This is a genomic window from Marinobacter maritimus, assembly GCF_007671675.1.
Classification (GTDB): Bacteria; Pseudomonadota; Gammaproteobacteria; order Pseudomonadales; family Oleiphilaceae; genus Marinobacter; species Marinobacter maritimus.
This window is the reverse complement of the sequence record NZ_VCGW01000001.1, coordinates 740,795-762,256: the sequence shown is the minus strand read 5'-3', so window position 1 is coordinate 762,256 and position 21,462 is coordinate 740,795. Positions and strand designations below refer to the sequence as shown.

General features: G+C 54.5%; 22 protein-coding genes. 15 read left to right on the top strand and 7 right to left on the bottom strand.

Annotation, left to right across the window (positions count from 1 at the left end; genetic code table 11):
• The first annotated feature begins 3 nt into the window (after positions 1 to 3).
• The 3 genes from aat (at position 4) to infA (ending at position 1,803) form a co-directional block, all read left to right on the top strand.
• Entirely contained in the window at positions 4 to 717 is a 714-nt protein-coding gene (aat, locus tag FFI90_RS03475) for a leucyl/phenylalanyl-tRNA--protein transferase (RefSeq protein ID WP_144776523.1), read from the top strand.
• Entirely contained in the window at positions 718 to 1,431 is a 714-nt protein-coding gene (locus tag FFI90_RS03470) for an arginyltransferase (protein WP_144776522.1), read from the top strand.
• 153 nt (positions 1,432 to 1,584) lie between these two features.
• Complete coding sequence (gene infA / locus FFI90_RS03465; protein WP_071263575.1) at positions 1,585 to 1,803, top strand: translation initiation factor IF-1; 219 nt, start codon at positions 1,585 to 1,587, stop codon at positions 1,801 to 1,803.
• A 91-nt stretch (positions 1,804 to 1,894) separates the two neighbouring features.
• Here infA and clpA read toward each other — a convergent pair whose 3' ends face one another.
• Together clpA and clpS are read right to left on the bottom strand one after the other, a co-directional pair.
• Positions 1,895 to 4,165 carry an ATP-dependent Clp protease ATP-binding subunit ClpA gene (gene clpA / locus FFI90_RS03460; RefSeq protein ID WP_144776521.1) on the bottom strand — a complete coding sequence of 757 codons (2,271 nt, stop codon included), beginning with the start codon at positions 4,163 to 4,165 and terminating at the stop codon, positions 1,895 to 1,897.
• A gap of 18 nt (positions 4,166 to 4,183) precedes the next feature.
• Positions 4,184 to 4,543 (bottom strand): ATP-dependent Clp protease adapter ClpS, encoded by a 360-nt coding sequence (clpS, locus tag FFI90_RS03455; protein ID WP_144777205.1) that lies wholly within the window; start codon positions 4,541 to 4,543, stop codon positions 4,184 to 4,186.
• Between the two features lie 337 nt (positions 4,544 to 4,880).
• Between clpS and FFI90_RS20390 the strand changes: the two genes are divergently transcribed.
• From FFI90_RS20390 to FFI90_RS03415, 8 genes are all read left to right on the top strand, one after another.
• On the top strand, positions 4,881 to 5,198 hold the full coding sequence (locus FFI90_RS20390) for a cold shock domain-containing protein (RefSeq protein WP_281288085.1): 318 nt from the start codon (positions 4,881 to 4,883) through the stop codon (positions 5,196 to 5,198).
• A gap of 175 nt (positions 5,199 to 5,373) precedes the next feature.
• Positions 5,374 to 6,012 carry a pseudouridine synthase gene (locus FFI90_RS03445; RefSeq protein ID WP_144776520.1) on the top strand — a complete coding sequence of 213 codons (639 nt, stop codon included), beginning with the start codon at positions 5,374 to 5,376 and terminating at the stop codon, positions 6,010 to 6,012.
• Positions 6,009 to 6,458 carry an NUDIX hydrolase gene (locus FFI90_RS03440; RefSeq protein WP_144776519.1) on the top strand — a complete coding sequence of 150 codons (450 nt, stop codon included), beginning with the start codon at positions 6,009 to 6,011 and terminating at the stop codon, positions 6,456 to 6,458. Before FFI90_RS03445 ends, FFI90_RS03440 begins: the two co-directional genes overlap by 4 nt.
• A 51-nt stretch (positions 6,459 to 6,509) precedes the next feature.
• Complete coding sequence (mnmA, locus tag FFI90_RS03435) at positions 6,510 to 7,691, top strand: tRNA 2-thiouridine(34) synthase MnmA (protein WP_144776518.1); 1,182 nt, start codon at positions 6,510 to 6,512, stop codon at positions 7,689 to 7,691.
• Positions 7,688 to 8,332, top strand: coding sequence for a high frequency lysogenization protein HflD (gene hflD / locus FFI90_RS03430; protein ID WP_144776517.1), 645 nt, complete (start codon positions 7,688 to 7,690; stop codon positions 8,330 to 8,332). Before mnmA ends, hflD begins: the two co-directional genes overlap by 4 nt.
• Positions 8,333 to 8,422: 90 nt before the next feature.
• The gene (gene purB, locus FFI90_RS03425) at positions 8,423 to 9,790 is read left to right on the top strand and encodes an adenylosuccinate lyase (RefSeq protein ID WP_144776516.1); all 1,368 of its coding nucleotides are present in this window, start codon (positions 8,423 to 8,425) and stop codon (positions 9,788 to 9,790) included.
• A gap of 15 nt (positions 9,791 to 9,805) precedes the next feature.
• The gene (locus tag FFI90_RS03420) at positions 9,806 to 10,957 is read left to right on the top strand and encodes a ribosomal protein uL16 3-hydroxylase (RefSeq protein ID WP_144776515.1); all 1,152 of its coding nucleotides are present in this window, start codon (positions 9,806 to 9,808) and stop codon (positions 10,955 to 10,957) included.
• A gap of 4 nt (positions 10,958 to 10,961) precedes the next feature.
• Positions 10,962 to 11,930, top strand: a complete 969-nt coding sequence (locus tag FFI90_RS03415; RefSeq protein ID WP_144776514.1) for a GNAT family N-acetyltransferase — start codon at positions 10,962 to 10,964, stop codon at positions 11,928 to 11,930.
• Here the strand turns inward: FFI90_RS03415 and FFI90_RS03410 are convergent.
• Entirely contained in the window at positions 11,919 to 12,929 is a 1,011-nt protein-coding gene (locus FFI90_RS03410) for a LysR family transcriptional regulator (RefSeq protein ID WP_144776513.1), read from the bottom strand. The two genes, FFI90_RS03415 and FFI90_RS03410, sit on opposite strands and share 12 nt — an antisense overlap.
• A 245-nt stretch (positions 12,930 to 13,174) precedes the next feature.
• On the opposite strand from FFI90_RS03410, the gene FFI90_RS03405 reads away from it, so the two are divergent.
• Positions 13,175 to 13,948: a hypothetical protein gene (locus tag FFI90_RS03405; protein WP_144776512.1), complete on the top strand. Its 774-nt coding sequence runs from the start codon at positions 13,175 to 13,177 to the stop codon at positions 13,946 to 13,948.
• Positions 13,949 to 13,998: 50 nt separating this feature from the next.
• Complete coding sequence (locus FFI90_RS03400) at positions 13,999 to 16,074, top strand: ATP-binding protein (protein ID WP_186317902.1); 2,076 nt, start codon at positions 13,999 to 14,001, stop codon at positions 16,072 to 16,074.
• On the opposite strand, the gene FFI90_RS03395 is transcribed toward FFI90_RS03400, so the two are convergent.
• Complete coding sequence (locus tag FFI90_RS03395; protein ID WP_246123309.1) at positions 16,037 to 16,501, bottom strand: MarR family winged helix-turn-helix transcriptional regulator; 465 nt, start codon at positions 16,499 to 16,501, stop codon at positions 16,037 to 16,039. The genes FFI90_RS03400 and FFI90_RS03395 overlap by 38 nt on opposite strands.
• A gap of 3 nt (positions 16,502 to 16,504) precedes the next feature.
• Positions 16,505 to 16,996: a glutathione peroxidase gene (locus tag FFI90_RS03390; protein ID WP_144776511.1), complete on the bottom strand. Its 492-nt coding sequence runs from the start codon at positions 16,994 to 16,996 to the stop codon at positions 16,505 to 16,507.
• Between the two features lie 275 nt (positions 16,997 to 17,271).
• Between FFI90_RS03390 and FFI90_RS03385 the strand changes: the two genes are divergently transcribed.
• A complete protein-coding gene (locus FFI90_RS03385) occupies positions 17,272 to 18,486 on the top strand; it encodes a pyridoxal phosphate-dependent aminotransferase (RefSeq protein WP_144776510.1) in 1,215 nt (404 codons plus the stop codon).
• A 26-nt stretch (positions 18,487 to 18,512) separates the two neighbouring features.
• Positions 18,513 to 18,983 carry a hypothetical protein gene (locus tag FFI90_RS03380; RefSeq protein ID WP_144776509.1) on the top strand — a complete coding sequence of 157 codons (471 nt, stop codon included), beginning with the start codon at positions 18,513 to 18,515 and terminating at the stop codon, positions 18,981 to 18,983.
• A gap of 19 nt (positions 18,984 to 19,002) precedes the next feature.
• Here FFI90_RS03380 and pdxB read toward each other — a convergent pair whose 3' ends face one another.
• Positions 19,003 to 20,157, bottom strand: a complete 1,155-nt coding sequence (gene pdxB, locus FFI90_RS03375; RefSeq protein ID WP_144776508.1) for a 4-phosphoerythronate dehydrogenase PdxB — start codon at positions 20,155 to 20,157, stop codon at positions 19,003 to 19,005.
• Positions 20,158 to 20,174: 17 nt separating this feature from the next.
• Positions 20,175 to 21,461, bottom strand: coding sequence for a DEAD/DEAH box helicase (locus FFI90_RS03370; protein WP_144776507.1), 1,287 nt, complete (start codon positions 21,459 to 21,461; stop codon positions 20,175 to 20,177).
• Position 21,462 lies beyond the last annotated feature (1 nt).

Below are 21,462 nucleotides of genomic sequence, written 5' to 3'. Positions count from 1 at the left end.
AGGATGCCCTCACTTCCCTGGCTAGACCCCGACCAACTGTGGTTTCCCCCAGCCGAAGAAGCCCTCGATGACCCCGATGGCCTACTCGCACTGGGCGGCGACCTCTCCACAGAGCGCCTGATCCTCGCCTACCGCAGCGGCATTTTCCCCTGGTACAGCGACGACCAGCCTATACTCTGGTGGTCTCCAGACCCTCGCTGCGTGCTTTTCCCAGAAGACATTCACGTATCCCGCAGCCTACGCAGAACACTGAATCAACGCCGCTTCCACGTCACCGCTGACCAGGCCTTCGGCCGCATCATTCGTCTGTGCGCCTCCACCCGCAGCGAAGGTACCTGGATAACCGACGACATGATCACCAGTTACTCGGAACTGCACCGACAAGGCGTAGCTCACTCCATCGAAGTCTGGAACAGAAACGGCGAGCTGGCGGGCGGCATGTACGGGATTGCCATAGGACAATGCTTCTTCGGCGAATCCATGTTCTCCCTTGAAACCAACGCATCGAAAGTACTGATGGTTCACCTGGCCAATCAACTACTGGATTGGGGCTATCGCATCATGGACTGTCAGGTGGAGAGCGACCATCTTCTTACCATGGGCGCGCGCACCCTACCCAGATGCGAGTTTTTATCTATAATCGGTACATACGCAGACCGTAAACCGGATCAGCCCGACTGGACAATCAACTGGCAATGGCACGGCCCGGAGGCATGAATGAGTAGTCTGAGAACCCTGGTGTTCTTTGCAACGCCTGCCCATGACTGCAGTTACCTCGACGATCGTGAAGCAACAACCATGTTTGTTGACCCCCGTGCCCATATCGACAAAAAGCTCTACAGTCAGCTCACATCGCTGGGTTTCCGGCGCAGCGGATCCCATTACTACCGGCCTCACTGTGAAGCATGCAACGCGTGCGTCCCGGTGCGCCTCAACGTAAACGACTTCCGTCCGGACCGCAGCCAGAGTCGGGTCCTGAAAAAGAACAGTGATCTCGAGTGCACGCTGGTACCTGCAGCGTTCAACGAAAGCTATTACAGACTTTACGCCAACTATGTAGAGTCCAGGCATAAAGACGGTGACATGTACCCTCCCTCGCGGGAACAGTTCACCTCTTTTCTCGTGGAAGGCGCTACGGACGCCTGTTTTCTGGAGATGCGCATCAACGGGATACTGGTGGCGCTGGCCGCTGTGGATGTTCTGGATGAGGGGCTCTCGGCCATATACACCGTATTCGATCCGGCGCTTGAGAATCGCAGCCTTGGAACCTTCGCCGTTCTCTGGCAAATAGATGAGGCCCGCCGACGCAATCTGCCTCACCTGTATCTGGGCTACTGGATAAAACAGTGCCGTAAGATGAACTATAAAACTCGCTTCAAGCCTATAGAAGCACTGAAGGCTGGCCAATGGCGGGTGATGGAAACCATATAACGCAAGCTTCCGGTTAAAAATAGCCTGAAAGAAAGGCGTTGAGTGCGTTTTTGCTGAACGACTGACGAACTCACTTTGCCAAACGCTTATAAATCAGGCAGAATTGCGCAATTTAAAATTACGGAAAGTATTTCCAACAGAGGTTTTTACTGAATGGCGAAGACAGATGCTATTGAAATGGAAGGCGTTATTCTTGATACTCTTCCAAACACCATGTTCCGGGTTGAGCTGAGCAACGGCCACGTTGTTACTGCTCACATCTCCGGCAAGATGCGTAAAAACTATATCCGCATCCTGACCGGCGACAAGGTCAAGGTTGAGTTGACGCCTTACGATTTGAGCAAAGGCCGGATTGTGTACCGCGCCCGCTAAGACAACAGTGACTTCCAGAAAGCAAAAAAAACCGCTGCATCCATGCAGCGGTTTTTTTGTAGACGGTTTTTACACCGTCGCGGCAGCCACCTTAAACGGCTTCCGCAGGTTCATCCTCATAATCGAATACCAACTCATCATCCTTGAGGTGAATGAACACATCCCCACCCTTCTCGGACAGCCGACCGAACAGAATCTGCTCCGCCAGCGGGCGCTTGATCTTGTCCTGAATCAGACGCGACATTGGGCGTGCACCCATAGTCACATCGTAGCCCTTATCCGCCAGCCAGGATTTGACCTCGTCATCCACATGCAGAACCACGTGTTTCTCATCCAGCTGCGCTTGCAACTCGGTAAGGAACTTGTCGACCACAAAGGTAATGGTCTTCTTCTGCAAGTCACCAAACTGAATAATACTATCCAGGCGGTTGCGAAACTCCGGCGTGAAGGTCTTGCTGATAATTTCCATACCATCACTGCTGTGATCCTGCTCGCTAAAGCCCATTGAACGGCGAGCCATGCTTTCAGCTCCGGCGTTGGTGGTCATCACGAGAATAACGTGGCGGAAGTCAGCCTTTCGCCCGTTATTGTCGGTCAGGGTACCGTGATCCATAACCTGCAGAAGCAGATTGAAGACTTCCGGGTGCGCCTTCTCGATTTCATCCAGCAGCAGAACACAATGCGGGTGCTTGTTAACCGATTCTGTTAACAGACCTCCCTGATCGTAACCGACATACCCCGGGGGCGCGCCGATAAGGCGAGAGACCGTATGGCGCTCCATGTATTCGGACATATCAAACCGAACCAGTTCGACCCCAAGCGCCTTGGCCAGTTGCTTGGTCACCTCTGTTTTACCAACACCCGTGGGCCCGGCAAACAGGAAAGACCCTTCCGGCTTCTCCGGCGCTTTCAGGCCCGCACGCGCCAGTTTGATTGCCATTGTCAGCGATTCAATCGCAGGATCCTGTCCGAATACCACCATTTTGAGATCACGCTCCAGATTACGTAGCAGATCCTTGTCGCTGGTGGACACGTTCTTCGGCGGAATACGGGCAATCTTGGCAACCACTTCCTCAATCTCGGGAACATCCACCGTTTTCAGGCGTTTGCCCTCGGGCATCAGACGCTGGCGCGCACCAGCTTCATCGATCACGTCGATAGCTTTGTCCGGCAGATGGCGGTCCGTGATGTACCGATCCGCCAGTTCCGCCGCCACGCGCAGCGCCTGGTCTGTGTATTTCAGGTCGTGGTGCTTTTCAAAGTTCGGTTTCAGCCCTTTGAGAATCTGATAGGTATCCTCAACGCTGGGCTCGTTCACATCAATTTTCTGGAAACGACGGGCCAGCGCACTGTCCTTCTCGAAGATGCCCCGGAATTCCTGATACGTGGTGGAACCGATGCAACGGATTTCCCCTGAACTCAGCATGGGCTTGAGCAGGTTCGAGGCATCCATTACCCCACCAGAAGCTGACCCAGCACCGATAATGGTATGGATTTCGTCGATGAACAGAATTGCGTGCTTCTCTTTTTTCAGCTCAGCAAGCAATCCTTTGAGGCGTTTCTCGAAGTCACCGCGATATTTGGTTCCGGCAAGCAAAGCGCCAAGATCAAGCGAGTACACCACGCCATCGGATATGATATCGGGCACCTGGCCATCTACAATCCGCTTGGCCAACCCTTCTGCAATAGCGGTTTTACCTACACCGGCCTCACCGACCAGCAAAGGGTTATTCTTGCGGCGGCGCACCAGGATTTGCACCACTCGCTCAACCTCGTGTTCCCGGCCAATCAACGGGTCAATGCGCCCTTGGCGAGCCTGTTCATTCAGGTTGGTTGCGTATGTTTCCAAAGGCTTGGACTGGCCGCCCTCTTCAGCGGTCTCGTCGTGAGAGATCTGCTCGTGGCCTTCCTGATCTTCCGCTCCCTGAACCCGGGAGATTCCATGGGAGACAAAGTTGACGACATCAATGCGTGCAACACTCTGCTTCTTGAGCACGTATACAGCCTGGCTTTCCTGCTCGCTGAAAATGGCAACCAGCACGTTGGCGCCAGTAACCTCTTTCTTTCCTGAGGACTGCACATGAAAAACAGCTCGCTGCAGCACCCTTTGAAAACCGAGCGTTGGCTGGGTCTCGCGCTCATCGTCGCTACTTGGAATCAGTGGCGTGGTTGAGTCCACAAACTCCATCAGCTCGTCATGGAGTTGCTTGAGGTCTGCACCACAGGCTTTGAGAACACCCACCGCCGACTCGTTATCCAACAGGGCCAGCAATAAATGCTCAACCGTCATAAATTCATGACGCTTGTCGCGAGCACTTTTGAAAGCCGTATTCAGCGTAATTTCAAGATCTTTGCTCAACATGGGCCACCCCAACATCTATCAGTCTGCACATTCAATCTCGCAAAGGAGCGGATGTTCGCATTCCGAAGAATACTGATTCACCTGTGCCGCCTTTGTTTCCGCGATGTCTCGGGTATATACCCCGCATACAGCCTTTCCCTGCGTATGGACGAGCAGCATCACCTGTGTCGCCTTTTCTTCATTCATTCCGAAGAATGTCATCAGCACATCCACAACAAAGTCCATGGGTGTGTAATCGTCGTTCAGAAGCATCACCTTGTATTGGGCTGGACGCTTCAGTGCAGGCTTTTCGGGAGCAACGCTGAGGTCATCGTGACGCCCCGGCTGTTCATCCTCCCCTTGGTTTAATACTAGTAGAGAATTTTCGATAGTCCGCATCATTCTTTACCGGTTATCGGTGCCTTTCATCAATGTGGTTGTCTGGCCCCGGGTTTTCAAGTCACAAACCGGCCCGGGCATGAGTTATTTATCAGTACGAACATAATACCGCTTCCGGACTGCGTTCAACCACACATTACCGCAATAGAAGCTATTGACTCGACCCTGGGTTTCGCCGACAGTTAAGCTACACTGTAAAATAATGTAAATACATGAGCGTTTCATGTAACAGGAACCGACAGATACGCGCCTTCAACAGCTGTCAGCGCGTTGCACAAGCGTAAAACGGTCAATTGAACAACAAACAAGAGACAGCAAAAGAACAGGGGAGTTCATCATGCCAAGAGGCAAAGTAAAGTGGTTCAACAATGCCAAAGGGTACGGTTTCATCATAGAAGATGGCTGCAGTGACGACCTGTTTGCCCACTTTTCATCTGTCCAGATGGACGGCTACAAAACACTGAAAGCAGGTCAGGCGGTCAATTTCGACAAGAAGCCCAGCGACAAGGGTGTGCATGCCGTAAACATCATACCCGATGAGCAGCCGGGCGACCGGGCGCAAAGCGGGGCGGAGACACCAGAATCTCCGGAACAGGCTGATACAACCACGGAGGCGGATGGCGGCGGCTCCCCTCCACGCGCTGCGAACGGCTGACGCGCACCCGCCACGCGGGCTGCCCATTTCCTGAACCTTCCTGCCGGATGAAACTGGCGGGTTCCTGTCCGTTGGCCCTGAGCGCGGGGCATACATGCTGCCTTGCGCTTTCAAACACCGCTTTTTCTGAGTACCCTTCCGTCTGATTCTAATTCTCCCCCCGGGGGCAGACTCCATGGCTGAACTCATCCTCTTTAACAAGCCCTTTCAGGTACTCAGCCAGTTTACCGATGAGCGTACCGCCTCAGGGGAGAAACCCCGCGCAACGCTGGCTGACTGGATCCGGGTTCGTGACGTTTACCCGGCCGGGAGGCTGGACTACGATTCCGAAGGCCTGCTTCTTCTGACCAGCGACGGCGCCTTGCAGCATCGCATAGCGTCACCTGCGCTGAAAATGCCAAAAACCTACTGGGTTCAGGTTGAAGGCACTATTACCGCAAACGCCATTGCCGATCTTTGCGCCGGTATAGCACTTAAAGATGGCCGCACACAGCCGGCGAAAGCCCGAAAAATGGAAGAGCCGGAAATCTGGCCCAGGGTTCCACCAGTGCGCCACCGCGATACAGTACCAACCAGTTGGCTGGAACTCATCATAACCGAAGGGCGTAACAGGCAAGTGCGGCGTATGACGGCTGCCGCTGGCTTTCCAACACTGCGATTGATCCGCTATCGTATCGGGGACTGGTCGCTGGATGGGCTTGAACCAGGAAGCTTCCGAAAGATCTCGATCCATTTACCTGCATCCACGAAACCCCGCAAACGCGCGGCTAAAGCCCGACCTGCCAAGACGTCAAGGAGGCACTCGAAATCATGACCTGGACACCGCATGCCACCGTAGCCGTGGTCGTTGAAGATGCACAAGGCCGATTCCTGATGGTTGAAGAACACAGCAGCGGCCGTGTTGTGTTCAACCAGCCAGCAGGACACGTAGAGGAGGATGAGGCAATTCTCGACGCGGTCCGACGGGAGGCACTTGAGGAAACCGGCTGGGAAATCGAACCAGAGCATTTTCTCGGGCTCTACACCTACAAGGCACCGGCAAATGGCGTCACTTATTATCGCTTCTGCTTTATCGGGAAAGCCCGCCAGCAGGTAACCGATGAACTCGACAGGGGCATCATCGCCGCGCATTGGCTATCACTTGAAGACATCCGACAGCTGGGTGACAAGCTCCGCAGCCCGCTGGTTATACAAAGCATAGAAGATTACCGAAACGGTCGCTGTTATCCGCTGGATGTGATCTCCGGTTCGCAGACGTAACCGGTACAAAATGATAAACTCCCGCGTTTTAAACCAGTGTCCGGAATTGCCATGACGAATCCATCCTCCGAAGTTCGCTCCCCCGAGAGCACTCACGTAATCGTCGGCATGTCTGGCGGTGTCGATTCCTCGGTCGCGGCCTGGTTGCTGAAAGATCAGGGATATCAGGTCGAAGGCCTGTTTATGAAGAACTGGGATGAAGACGACGGTACCGAATATTGTACCGCCATGACCGATCTGGCTGACGCACAGGCAGTTGCGGATGTTATCGGCATCAAACTCCATACCGCCAGTTTCGCTGCCGAATACTGGGATCGTGTATTCGAGCATTTCCTTTCCGAGTACCAGGCGGGGCGCACCCCGAATCCCGACATTCTCTGCAATAAGGAAGTTAAGTTCCGGGCTTTTCTCGATTATGCCACCACTTTGGGTGCTGATTATATTGCCACCGGGCATTACACCCGCCAGCGCCCGCTTGCAGACGGGTCAGGCAAAGCACTTTTACTGAAAGGCCTGGATGGCAACAAGGATCAAAGCTACTTCCTGCATGCGGTTTCGGGTGATCGCATCGCACGCACACTGTTCCCGGTCGGTGAGCTGGAGAAGCCCGAAGTTCGCCGGATTGCCGAACAACAGGGATTCATCACCCACGACAAAAAAGACTCTACCGGTATCTGCTTTATCGGTGAGCGCAAATTCAGCGATTTCCTGAAACAGTACCTGCCCGCGCAGCCGGGCGATATTGAAACCCCGGAAGGCCAAAAAATCGGCCGGCACCAAGGGCTGATGTACCACACCATAGGCCAGCGTCAGGGCTTGGGAATCGGTGGGCTCAGCGACTTTGGCGACGACCCTTGGTACGTTGCGGGCAAAGATCTGGAGCGTAACGTGCTGACGGTTGTTCAGGGCAAGCACCACCCATTACTCTTCTCCCGGGGCCTTGTCTCTGATCCGATCGACTGGGTCGCGGGGGGGCCACCAGCGCATTCGTTCCGTTGCAAGGCGAAAACCCGCTACCGCCAACCTGATCAGGATTGTGAGGTGACGGTCATCGAAGGCGGCGTAAAGGTTGTTTTTGATGACGCCCAGCGGGCTGTCACACCAGGGCAATCGGTGGTTTTTTATGATGGAGAGAATTGTCTTGGCGGCGGTGTAATCACAGAGACCTGGCGTGATGATGAAGCCCTCCCAGAGCGCCTCTCACCCACCGCTGTTCAGGAAGTACACCCATGAGCCGATCGATTCACGATCAAACACTCGCACTGGCGGGGGTATTCCAGGCCGCCAATCTGGTTCAGCAAATTGCTAACAATGGCAGTTGCAATCAGGCCAGCCTGGAAACTTGCCTGCGCTCGCTGTTCGCCACCGATCCTGCCAATACCCTCGACGTTTATGGTGGTGAGCTTGCAGATGTTCGTGAAGGGCTGGTTACGCTTTCTACTGTTATGAGCGATCAAAAGAAACAGCAGGATATCGAGGTGCTGCGTTACGTGTTGAACCTCATCCACTTGGAATCCAAGCTCAACCGACACAAAAACATGCTGGAAGTGATTGGCAGCCGTATCGAGCAGGCCCGGCACACTGCCAGCCACTTTGGCTATGTGCATTCGAATCTGATCAGCAACCTGGCCTCTATTTATACAGATACAATCAGCACCTTCAGCCTGCGCATTCAGGTAAGCGGTAACCCTTCACTGCTGCAACGGGACGAGAATGCTGCCAAAGTCCGGGCGCTCCTGCTCGCAGGCATTCGCTCAGCGGTGCTCTGGAGGCAATCCGGCGGGCGTCGCTGGCAACTGGTTTTGTCGCGGCGCAAGGTGATCCAGCATGCCCGGGAACTTGCGGAGCAGGCAAACCGATCACTTGATAACTGATCTGTTACCACTGATACACCGGCGGCGCTGGTGTATTATGGTACATCCCCGTTTTCTGAACCGATTCTTTGATCATTTGAGAGGTTTTCGATGGAACTTAACGCCCTGACCGCCATTTCTCCGGTCGATGGACGCTATGGCAGTAAAGTCAGCGTTTTCCGTGACATTTTCAGTGAGTACGGCCTGATCAGGAACCGCGTGACGGTTGAAATACGTTGGTTGCAGCAATTGGCGGCCCATCCGGAAATCATTGAAGTTCCGGCATTCACCTCTAAAGCCAACACCTTTCTGGATCAGATGATCAGTGGGTTCAGCCTGCAAGATGCTGAGCGCATCAAGGAAATCGAGCGCACCACAAACCACGACGTAAAAGCCGTTGAGTACTTCATCAAGGAAAAAATTGCCGGGGTTCCCGAGCTTCACGCAGTAACCGAATTTGTTCACTTTGCTTGCACCTCCGAGGACATCAACAACCTCTCCCACGCGCTTATGCTCCGCGAAGGCCTGGATAATGGCCTACTGCCAGCCATGAGCCAGGTTGCTGACAAACTGGGCGAACTTGCCCAGGAACATGCTGAACAGCCAATGCTGTCCCGCACCCACGGTCAGACAGCCTCTCCAACCACCGTTGGCAAGGAGTTCGCCAACGTGGTGTACCGCCTTCACCGGCAGATCAAGCAAGTCCGTGGCATTGAGATTATGGGCAAGATCAACGGTGCAGTGGGTAACTACAACGCCCACATTTCCGCCTATCCGGATGTTGACTGGGCCGCCAACGCCAAAGCCTTTATTGAAAACCTCGGACTCGACTTCAATCCATACACTACACAAATTGAACCCCACGACTATATCGCCGAGCTCTATGATGCCGTCGCCCGCTTCAACACCATCGTGATTGACCTTGACCGGGATGTCTGGGGTTATATTTCGCTGGGTTATTTCAAGCAGAAAACGATTGAAGGCGAAGTGGGTTCGTCCACCATGCCGCACAAGGTTAACCCGATCGATTTTGAAAACTCCGAAGGCAACCTCGGCATCGCCAACGCACTGCTTGGCCACCTTTCTGCAAAACTGCCAATTTCACGCTGGCAGCGCGATCTGACTGACTCAACCGTGCTACGCAATCTGGGCGTTGGTTTTGCCCACAGCCTGATCGCCTATGAGGCCACTCTCAAGGGCCTGAGCAAGCTGGAGATAAACCCGTCACGCCTTGATGAGGATCTCGATAAAGCCTGGGAAGTGCTTGCCGAGCCAATCCAGACCGTGATGCGCCGATACAATATCGAGAAGCCCTATGAAAAACTCAAGGCCCTTACGCGCGGCAAGGCGATGACGCCGGAGGTTATCAGGAACTTTGTAGAAAGCCTTGAGATGCCCGATAGCGCCAAGGCAGAGCTAATGGCTCTGACACCGGGTAATTACATCGGCAACGCCATTGATCAGGCTCGTAACATCTGAACGAGGAAGCACACCATGGATATGCTTGGCGGAATTTCGCCTTCTGAATTTCTGAGGGACTATTGGCAAAAAAAGCCGCTGGTCATCCGCCAGGCATTCCCCGGTTTCGAGTGCCCTGTGGGCGCCGACGAACTGGCTGGCCTCGCCTGTGAAGAAGGTGTGGAGTCACGCATCATTATAGAAAACGATGACGGCAAACCCTGGCAACTGCACAATGGCCCCTTCTCCGAGGAGCGCTTCAGCGAGCTCCCGGAGCAGGACTGGACGTTGCTTGTGCAGGGCCTTGATCACTGGGTTCCAGAAGTGGCGGATCTGCTGGAGCATTTCCGTTTCGTACCCAACTGGCGCCTGGACGACATCATGGCCAGCTATGCGCCCAGGGGTGGCAGCGTAGGGCCTCACTACGACCAATACGACGTATTCTTGCTGCAGGCGCAGGGACACAGGCGCTGGACTTTCGGCGGTCGGTGCGACCCTACGTCTCCGCGGGTGGAGGGCTCACCCCTGCGCATACTCAGCGGCTGGGAGGGTGAAGAAACCGTTACCCTTGAGCCCGGCGACATGCTGTACCTGCCCCCCGGCATAGGCCACCACGGCGTCGCCGAAGATGATTGCATTACCCTCTCGGTGGGCTTCCGGGCACCGACCATCGATGACTTGCTTACCGGCTTTACTGATTTCCTGTGTAACCAGCCTGGAGCCGACGAACACATGAACGATCCGGACCTGCAGGTTCAGGATAACCCGGGCACCATTGCACCAGGCGTTATCGACCGGCTGCAAGCGGTACTGACCGAAAAGCTCGATGATAAGCGTCAGCTGGCCCTCTGGTTTGGCCAGTACGCCACAGCGCCGAAAAATATGGATGTGGTCGTGCCTGCGGATGAACCCGCCTCGGATGAAGACATCGCCGAAGCCATCCGGGCTGGTGAGCAGCTACGCTGGAATGAAGGGTCGCGCTTTGCATACCATGAAGAAGGCGACGAAACCGCCCTGTTTGCAGACGGCGAGCAGTTTCTGCTTAAAGGCGATGCGCGCCCGCTGGCGCCCTTGCTCTGCGCGGGCGCCCGCATTGACATGAATGCCTTGGCTCAGTTCGCCGGAGACCCTGCCCTGCTCGGCCTGATGACCAATTTGTACAATCAGGGTTCAGTGTATTTCGAGTGATGCCATGACCGTCCGGATTCGAAAATACAGCTGGCAGCTTGCCCCCGGCGCGATCCGGGATATCCGCCAGAAGGTGTTCGTAGAAGAGCAGAAGGTGCCACCTGAACTGGAGTGGGATGCCACTGACGAGATCGCCGACCATTTTCTCGCGGTGCTTCCCGATAACACACCTGCGGGTGTGGCCCGCCTGTTCTCGACCTTGGGCGAGACAGCTCACATCGGGCGGATGGCCATCCTTCCTGAATTCCGGGGCCAAGGCATTGGCGAGACCCTGCTCCGGCACCTGATCACCGAGTCTGCCGGCCAATACCCGGAACTGAGGCTCTCCGCCCAGCAACACGCCATCGCCTTCTACCAGCGCGCGGGGTTTCACGTTTGTTCCGAGCCCTACGACGATGCAGACATACCGCATCTGGATATGCGCTGCCTTGCCCCTGCACTGCTTGAAAATCAGTCCGGATCGGGAAGAACTCACCCCATGCTGCTGGGCACGGATACAGAGTCCTGGCTCTTCGATAATGAAAGCAGCATGGTCGACCTGATGGACACTATGGTTGGTCAGGCCGCTCAGCGGTTATGGTTGTATGACCGGGTGCTGGATCACGATCGTTACGATCGTCACAGATTCAGGGAGCTGGTCTCAAGCCTTGCACGCCGTCACAGGCTCAGCGAGATTCGCCTGCTTATCCATGATGATCAGCCTCTTGTGAAGCGCCGCCATCAGCTGGTTGAATTGATGCGCAGGCTTCCCAGCCGGATTGAACTGAGGCTGGTCAACAGCGACCACCCGTACGAGGGCCAGCCATTTATTCTCGCAGATCGGGAAGGCGTGTTATACCGGCACGACTTCACCCGGCCTTCGGGGTTTGCCGGCTTTTCCGACAGTGGCCGCGTAAGATTGTTGTCAGAGAACTTCCAGCGCATGTGGGACGCTGGGCGCAGTTCCCTTGAACTGCGTGAACTACCTCTCTGACCGATGCGCCAACGGCACATCCACAGACTCGAAGCGCGCCCCGAAGGGCGCAAACTCCTCATCAACCTCCTGCGCGACTTCTGAAATCAGCCTGCGAAGCCACTGGTGATCGGAGTTGTGCTGCAACAGCGGGCTCCAGGCCATTTTGAGCTCAAAAGGTGGAATTTCGAAGGGTGGGATTTTCACCACCAGGTTGGCGTTGTCTTTTTGCAGCCAGGCCGCCCGCGACGGAAGCGTGGCAATAAGGTCGTGTTGTTCCGCCAAAAGCATCGCCGACTGATAATGCCGCGTAAAGACCGAGATTTGCCGCTTGCTCCCCATTCTTGACAAGGCCTCATCAACCCAGCCAAGGCGCTGAACGTCCTTCGGGTTTACTCCGACACCCACGCCAAATCCGGTCTTACTGACCCAGATATGGCTGGCGCCCAGATATGTATCCAGCGTGAACGGCTCTTTCAGTATGGGGTTACGGGCATTCATCAGGCAGGCAAAGTATTCAATCCATAGGGTTTTCTGATGAAACGACTGGGGGATCTTGTCGAACCGGTTGATCGCCATATCAAGACGGCCCTGCTCCACGTCCAGAAAGCTCACATCGCTTGGAGTCAGAACGTCCAGAGTAACGTGTGGCGCCTCCTGACGGATCCGTCGCAGAACCCGGGGCATAAGGCAGGATTCGGCATAATCACTGGCCATAATGCGAAATACCCGCTGGCTTTCCAGGGCGGCAAACGGGGTCTTTTCCTGCACTGCCTGCTCGATGTCGGAAAGAATACTTCTGACCAGTGGCTGCAGCTCCCCCGCACGCTCGGTTGCGGTCATGCCCTCGCTGGTCCGCACCAATAACGGGTCAGCAAAAAGATCGCGTAAACGGCGCAAGCTGTTGCTCATGGCCGGCTGCGTAATACCAAGATGGTTAGCCGCCTTGGTGACATTGCGCTCCCTGAGCAATACATCCAGGTAAACAAGAAGATTAAGGTCAATGCGGGAAATATCCATGCACAGCTCCGAAGAAAAATAACGACTACCCATCGGGCGCCAAGCAAACACCCATTCACAGCACCAATATACCGGAAACAATTGATTCATTAAATAAATACAAAAGATGAACTTTCACATTTGATTCCGGATTCAATGGCGTATTTCTGCTAATCTTTCTTGTAGTTGCCGAAGGTGGTCGGCATTTAAAGTCAGAATTCTGTACCAGGCATGACTTGCCCAAAAGCCGGAGTCATTACGCAAACATGAATACCATTACCATTGTCCTTGCCTTGGCAGCCATCGTTGTGATTTCGATCGTTGTTATCGTCATCAGCCAAATGCGAGAGAAGGCCAAGATTGAGCGTGTTCGCAAAATTACTGCGCTGGAGGACAGTTATAAACGATGCAATCGCCTGCTCTCCGAGCTGCCCGGACAATATCTGACACCGGATCTCAAGTTGCTGCTGCTCAGGCGTATGGACGATGTGTGCAATGACCTTTCGGGGCTTAAATCCGGGCTACCGGTTGAGCAGTGGCGCGAAGGGCTACTGCACAGGAAAAATCTGATTCGGGAAAACCGGGATGACGTAAAGCCAGTAAAGATCGACTCTGCCGAAAAATCTTCCTACGTTAAAGAGCTCCTGCAAAACCTGTTCAAGATGATTGAGGCCATGCACAAAAGTGGCCGCGTGGATGGCGCAACCGCCAAGAAAAACCTGAAATATGTGCTTTTTCTGGTTCACAAAACCCACGCAGATCTTCACGTTTTCCAGGCCCGCGACCATATACGCCAGAACCAGATACGGAAAGCGATTCACTCCTACCACCTGGCCAGCACGGAGATGGGAAAATCCCGGGACAACCCGCTCGCCATGAAAGCCGTCAAAAGTTTCCGCACCCGGATCAAAGAGCTTGAGACGTTGAACACAGGTGGCGACGTTAGCAGCTCTTCAGAACCTCAATCCAACGTGGATAAGCAGTGGGACACGTTTCTTCACGATGACGAGTGGAAGAAAAAAGCCGACTATGATGACTGAATGCGTGACCAAGGCAATATAACGGCCCGCAAACAGGGACAAAGACATCCGTGACCAAAGGCTTCAAACACCGGCTTTCCTACCGACTCACCCGCGATACGGTTTTAATCGCGATGGTGCTGGGCCTTATTCTCAATGCTGTACAGATTACCCTCGATTATTTCAGCGCCCGCAATGCCATGGAAGCCGATATTCAGGCATTGATTGAAATAAGCCATAGCCCTGCCTCACAGATAGCCTACAACATAGATGTTCGGCTGGCAGAGGAGCTGCTGGACGGCCTTCTGAGGCACCCCGCTACCATAGACGCCCGAATAGTTGATAACGACAAGAGCACGATGGCCGCAGCCAGCAAGAGCAGCCCTGACTCACCTTATCGTTGGATCAGTGACGAACTGTTTGGCGCAAGCCGGGTATTCAGCAGAGAACTGCAGGTCTCGCAGCTCAACAACCTTCCTCTTGGCCAGCTTGTCGTTACGATTGACACCTACCATTACGGCTTTCAGTTTTTGGGGCGCGCAAGCTATACGCTGATTAGCGGGCTACTGAAAAGTCTGATCCTCTCTGCGTCGCTACTTGTCATTTTTTATTTGCTCCTCACAAGGCCGATGCTCAGCGTTATTGGTGCCCTGAGCCAAGTCAAAGCCACCTCTCCGGAAAAGGTGCGGTTGCCGGTCCCGCCAGGCCATCAGCACGATGAAATAGGCACCATGGTGGGGATTATCAACCAGCACCTTGAAACCATTGATTCCAGCCTGGCCCAACTCCGCAACGCGGAAAGCGCCATGAAAAATTATTCCAGCGAGCTCGAGCAGGAAGTCGCAAGCCGAACCCGCGAAATATCGGATAAAAACCACGCGCTGCAAAGGGGCAACCGGGCGCTGGTAAAAGCCAAAGAAGACGCTATGCGCAGAGCCAAGGCCAGGGCCAATTTTTTAGCCAGCATGAGCCACGAAATACGCACGCCCCTGAACGGCGTACTGGGCATGGTCGGGCTGGTACTGGAAGGCGAACACGACTCCGCTAAGCGTTATCGTCTGCACATCGCCCTTTCAGCCGGTGAGAGCTTACTCGGGATACTTAACGATATTCTGGACATTTCCAAGGTAGAAGCCGGAAAGCTCAATCTGGAACACATTCCATTTGACCTGCGCGGGCTGATTGATGAATGCGCCACCCTGCACACCCAACAGGCTCGCAAAAAAGGCATTGATCTGATTGCAGAAACGGGCATCGGCTTCCCGCGCCGGTTTCTGGGAGATCCGACCCGTATTCGCCAGATCCTCAACAACCTGCTGAGCAATGCCATCAAGTTTACCGACTCTGGCAGCGTGCGTATCTCAGCTCGCTATTCCGCCAGTATTCTGACCATCGAGGTAAGCGATACCGGTATCGGCATGAGCAAAGAAGGGCTGCGCCGGATATTTTCACCCTTTGCTCAAGCTGATACTCAAACCACACGCCTATACGGCGGCACCGGGCTGGGGCTAACGCTGTGCCGCCAACTTGTTGAACGTATGCACGGCGAAATCAAGGTCGACTCCCAGGAGTGGCAGGGGACCTGTTTTACGGTCACCCTTCCACTGCCGGTGCATTCCGGCCCGGATATCGAAATACCTGAAAAGATTTCCGCACCTGCCGACTTACCCGACAGAGACGCTCCAACGCAAGTCAAGGATAGCGTCGCTGACTTGGCACCGCGCCCGGATTCGACCGATCAGATCGAGGACGTGCAACTACAGCACCCTCTTCGGATACTGTTGGTCGAAGACAATGAAGTAAACCAGATGGTCGCAAGCACACTGCTGAAAAAAATGGGACACCATATAGAAGTAGCGGAGAACGGTCAGCTGGCGATTGAGGCACTGCAACAGAGGCATTTTGATCTGGTGCTTATGGACTGCCAGATGCCGGTTATGGACGGTTTTGAAACAACACAAAGGATTCGAAAAAACCCGGCGTGGCGCGAGCTGCCTGTGATTGCTGTTACCGCTAACGTGATGCAGGGCGACAGGGACGACTGCTTCGCTTGCGGCATGAACGATTACATTACCAAACCCTATAATCGCAGCCAACTGAGTGCAGCGATTACGCGCTGGGCTCCTTCCCCGCCGGAGTCTCAATAACGCTCAGTAGCGCGTTAAGCTCATTCCGCAGTGCCAGCAATCGCTCCGGGGCGATGTTCAAGCCGCACAAAAGCTTATGCGGCACCCGTTCGGCCAACTCCCTGAGTTCCTCGCCTTGCCGGGTCAACGAAAGAGTGACCACGCGCTCGTCCTCCACGCTGCGCTCCCTGCGAACCAGCCCCCGCATAGCCAGCCGTTTCAGTAGCGGGGTAAGCGTGCCCGAATCAAGACGCAAGCGTGCCCCAAGGTCGGAAACACGGGTCGCCTGACCGGCCTGGGCGCGCTCCCAAAGCACGAGCATCACCAGGTACTGAGGGTATGTCAGTTCCAGCCCGGCAAGCAGCGGGCGATATCGGGCAGTGATCGCCCGGTTAGCCGCATACAGGCTGAAACAGATCTGGTTATCCAGTGCCAGTAAATCGTTCACGGGTCAGCTCGAGAGGAGTTTTTCAATATCGGCCTTGATGTCCTGGGGTTTGGTGGTTGGCGGATAGCGACGCACCACCTTTCCATCACGGCTTATCAGGAATTTGGTGAAGTTCCACTTTACTTTTTCTGAGCCCAGAAGACCTTTTGCCTCCGATTTCAGGAACTGGAACAAAGGATCTGCGTTTTCTCCGTTAACATCCACCTTCGAGAACATGGGGAAGTCCACACCGTAGTTCAGGCTGCAAAACTCGCTGATGGCAGCGTCATCGGCAGGATCCTGATTCATGAACTGGTTGCAGGGAAAGCCCAGAACCTCCAGCCCCCGCTCGCCAAGCTCCTTGTGCAAAGACTGCAACCCTTCAAACTGCGGGGTAAAGCCGCATTTACTGGCCGTATTCACAACCAGCAACACTTGGCCCTGATAGTCGGCCATCTTTTTTTCATTACCTTTGATATCTCGGACGGTGAAGTCGTAAACCGAATTACTGGCCACAGGTTTCTCCTTTTCAAAAACGTGAATGCCTGTCTGTAACAGGCAGACATCAGCATTGTGCACATTTAAATTGTGCACAATTTATTTCAAGACTATACAGCAAAATGGCCGCACGCAATTGGTTTATCGGGCATGAAATAACAGAAGATAGAGCTAACCCGCCATAATTGATCACAATTCCCCTGTTGCCGTTAGCCACGCCTCCGCTAGAATAGTGGTTTGCCCGAAAGGCATGCGCCTGATTTACGTCTACTGACTTAGGAAACCCGGCTCTTATGCAGAACTACTACAAATCCGCCAAACTGGATAACGTGTGTTATGAAATACGTGGCGTAGTGATGCGGGAGGCGCGCCGCCTGGAAGAAGAAGGTCACCGGGTGCTTAAGCTCAACATCGGTAACCCTGCCGCTTTCGAGCTGGATGTTCCCGAAGAGATCCAGCAGGACGTGATTTACAACATGCAACAGGCCCAAGGCTATGTGGAGTCGAAAGGCCTGTTTTCTGCTCGCAAGGCCGTGATGCACTATTGCCAGCAAAGGGGCATCGATAAAGTCGATATTGACGACATTTTCCTGGGCAACGGCGTCAGCGAACTGATCGTGATGACCATGCAGGCCATGCTCAACACTGGCGATGAAGTGCTTATTCCAGCGCCAGACTACCCGCTCTGGACTGCAGCTGTGACGCTCTCGAGTGGAAAGCCTGTGCACTATCGATGCGATGAGGAACAGAACTGGTTCCCGGACATCGACGATATCCGCAAAAAAATAACGAATCGCACCCGTGCGATCGTTCTGATCAACCCTAACAATCCCACCGGTTCAGTTTACAGTCCGGAACTGCTTGAACAGGTCATTGAACTTGCCCGCAAGCATAACCTGATCGTGCTTTCAGACGAGATCTACGACAAGATTCTCTATGACGGCACCCAGCATGTATCCACTGCATCACTGGCGGATGACGTGCTCTTCTTCACCTATAACGGCCTGTCCAAGAATTATCGTGCTGCCGGTTACCGCTCTGGCTGGATGATTATTAGTGGCGCCAAGCATTTGGCCAAAGACCTGATTGAAGGCATAGACATGCTCTCCAACATGCGACTGTGCGCAAATGTCCCTGCCCAGCTGGCTATTCAGACAGCGCTGGGCGGATATCAGTCAATCAACGATCTGGTAGCGCCAGGCGGGCGGTTATACGAGCAAAGGGAAACGGCCTGGCGGATGCTGAACGACATCCCCGGTGTAAGTTGTGTAAAGCCTCAAGGCGCCCTGTATCTTTTCCCGCGACTGGACCCTAAAAAATTCCCGATAGTTAATGATGAAAAATTGGTTCTGGATCTGCTGCTCCAGGAGAGAATCCTGCTGGTTCAGGGCTCTGCGTTCAACATTGATGACAAACAACATCTCCGGGTTGTTTTCCTGCCCCGCAAAGACACACTGGAAGATGCAATGGGCAGGCTGGGCAACTTCTTGACCAAATACCAACAGTAAAGGCACCGGCAAAAAGGATTTCGCTCATGGCCGACATCCACATTGAAGAGTTTTACAAAGATGCAGCCGTGGCTCTGGTACAGCTTTATAGTGCCTTTCCAAGGCGGGTAAACCTGTTTGTGGAAGATATCGCCGGACCGGACGAGCCGGATGAGTTCGGGCTGCACAGCAAGCGCCACATGGCTTGCTTTGGGGCACTGCTCTGGTTGGCAGAAGAAGGCTTTCTTCGATACGTGGACACCATTCGACAGGAGGCTCTCGATCAAGCGGTTCTCACGCAGGAAGCATTTGTCCGCCTGAGCTCCCCCGCACCGGACGTACTTGTTCAGGAGCTCAGAGGGCCAGAGCGCCCGTTAGAAACATCCTTGCCTCCGTCGTTACAGGAGGACCTGTCCAGCCATATACATCTGGTTCGAACTGCGCTCAAAGGCCGCCATTTTTTGCGTATCGGGCATGCTGTAAGAGCGACACTCTTTGCGGACAAGCAAAGTTGTTAAGCCGATCAACAGATCGCGCTCAGATTTTCAGCTTGAACCCGATGGCCCGAAAACTGTCTTGCAGAGATTTACTTGTACCTTTGAGCTGGACTTTCAAGCTGCAACATTCCCGCCGCACAGGGTAATCACGCCGTAAGAGATCAAAAGCTGCACCACGCTCGTCAACCGGGGCTCTCATGGTCTGACGCAAGCGGGCATCGTCCTGTCGTGGATCATAGCAAGCCCGCAACGCTATCCTTACCGCCGCACCCTCATCCGCTGCACTGGTAAACGAGACTTTGCTGAGGGCCGGTTCGGGCAAAAATTGACCTGCCGTCTTACGGGTCGGTAGCCCGAGGAATTTGCTCATCGCCTGGTATATCATCTCCGTTCCCCGAACCTTGCCTTCAAGGCTGTAGCCCGCGATGTGGGGCGTCGCCAGCCAGACCCTGTCCACCAACTCCGGACTGATTCGGGGCTCTTGCTCCCACACATCAAGAGCTACCAGTGGCGCGTTGGCCTGATCCAGCCGCGCACGCAGTGCTGCACCGTCAATGACCTCGCCTCTTCCGGCATTGATCAGAAGTTGATCAGGCGTCAACGCCGCAAGCTCTTGTTCGCCGATCATGTGAAAGGTGGGGTGAGCACAGTCGCGGGTCAGCGGTGTGTGGAGTGAGACGACATCGCACGCAAGCGCCTCGTCCAAGCCAACAAAGATTTGGGTATCGTCCTGTTCCTGCTCCGCCCTGGGCGGATCACAAAGCTTGACCTTGAAGCCGAGTCGAACAAGTTTGTCAGCGAGTTCACGACCGACATTGCCGACACCAACAATGCCTATGGTCTGCCTTGACCAGTCGTCAAGAGCAAGGCGCTCTGCCCGCAGAGACAATACGCTCAGCACATACTCCGCAACACTGTTGGCGTTGCAGCCCGGCGCCGCCGCAAAACGAACGCCCTTTTCCTCGAGCCAGTCCAGGTCGACGTGATCGGTTCCAATTGTCGTGGTTCCGACGAAGCGCACTGCGCTGCCTTCAAGCAAGGCACGATTTACACGGGTTACAGAGCGAACCAGTAGTACATCGGCATCTCGCACATCTTCGGCACTCATGGTCCGACCGGAAACCCGCCGCACTTCACCAACATCGCCAAAAAAGGCTTCCAGCAGCGGAATGTTCTCATCTGCAACGATCAACATAATCAACTCCCGCCGTGTCAGTTCCTGCGTGGACGCGGGCTGCGACCACCAGAACCCCGTCCGCCCTGCCCCTGTGATGGGCGACGACCGCGCTTGCGAGTAATGGGAGGATTATCCATTGCCGCCATCAACTCCTCTTCCGGCACCGCCGTTTTGAGTTTCTGGCTGATGTAGGCCTCGATGGCAGGAAGGCCGAATGAATCATCTTCGCCCGCAAAGCTGACAGCCACGCCGGCTTTGCCCGCTCGACCTGTGCGCCCTATACGATGTACGTAATCTTCAGCACTGTCCGGCAGGTTGTAATTGAACACGTGGGTAACCCCATTTACATGGATGCCACGCCCGGCGACGTCGGTGGCTACCAACACCTGAATGCTGCCCGCCTTGAATTGTTCCAGCGTTTTCAGGCGCTTCGCCTGGGCAATTTCACCGGACATGAGCGCCACCTTAACGCCCTGATTGCGCAGGTCCTCTTCAAGATCCCGGCATTGATCGCGGCGATTGGCAAATACCAGCGCCTTTTCTACGTCCGGGCGCTTCAGGTAATTGACCAGCACTGGCAGCTTCTCATCGTCACCCACCAGATAAACCGTTTGTTCAACCCGCTCCGCAGTTTTTTGCTCCGGCTCGATTTCCACAAATTCAGCGTTGTTGGTCCACATCGAGGCAAGATTGAGAACGTCCTGGTTGAATGTCGCGCTGAACAACAACGTCTGGCGCTCATCCTTTGGCGTGCATTTACGGATAATGCGCTTCACATCCGGAATGAATCCCATATCAAGCATCCGGTCCGCTTCATCGAGGATCAGAATATCGATCTGGTCAAGGAACACATCCTGTGAGCCAAGGAAGTCGATCAGTCGGCCCGGGGTAGCCACCAGAATATCCACAATGCCATTGTGCAATTGTTCGCGTTGTTTATCGTAGTGCATCCCGCCAACAACCGTGACCACTTTGTGGCCAGTATGTTTGCACAGCTCTTCGGCGTCCTTGGCAATTTGCATGGCAAGCTCGCGAGTCGGCGCCAGCGCAAGTACGCGGGGCTCAGAAGCAAAGCGATCGCCTTCCGGAATGGGGGTTTCAAGCAAGCTCTGTATCGCTGTTATAAGAAATGCCGCCGTTTTCCCGGTTCCGGTCTGGGCCTGGCCGATAAGATCTTCACACGCCAGGGTCCAGGGCAGTGTCTCTGCCTGTATCGGCGTGCAATATTCAAAACCAATGGCAGCAATGGCGTCCAGCAGGCGCTTGTCCAGATTCAGATCGCTGAATCTCAGATCGCCGGTGTGCTTTGGGTCAGATGTCATG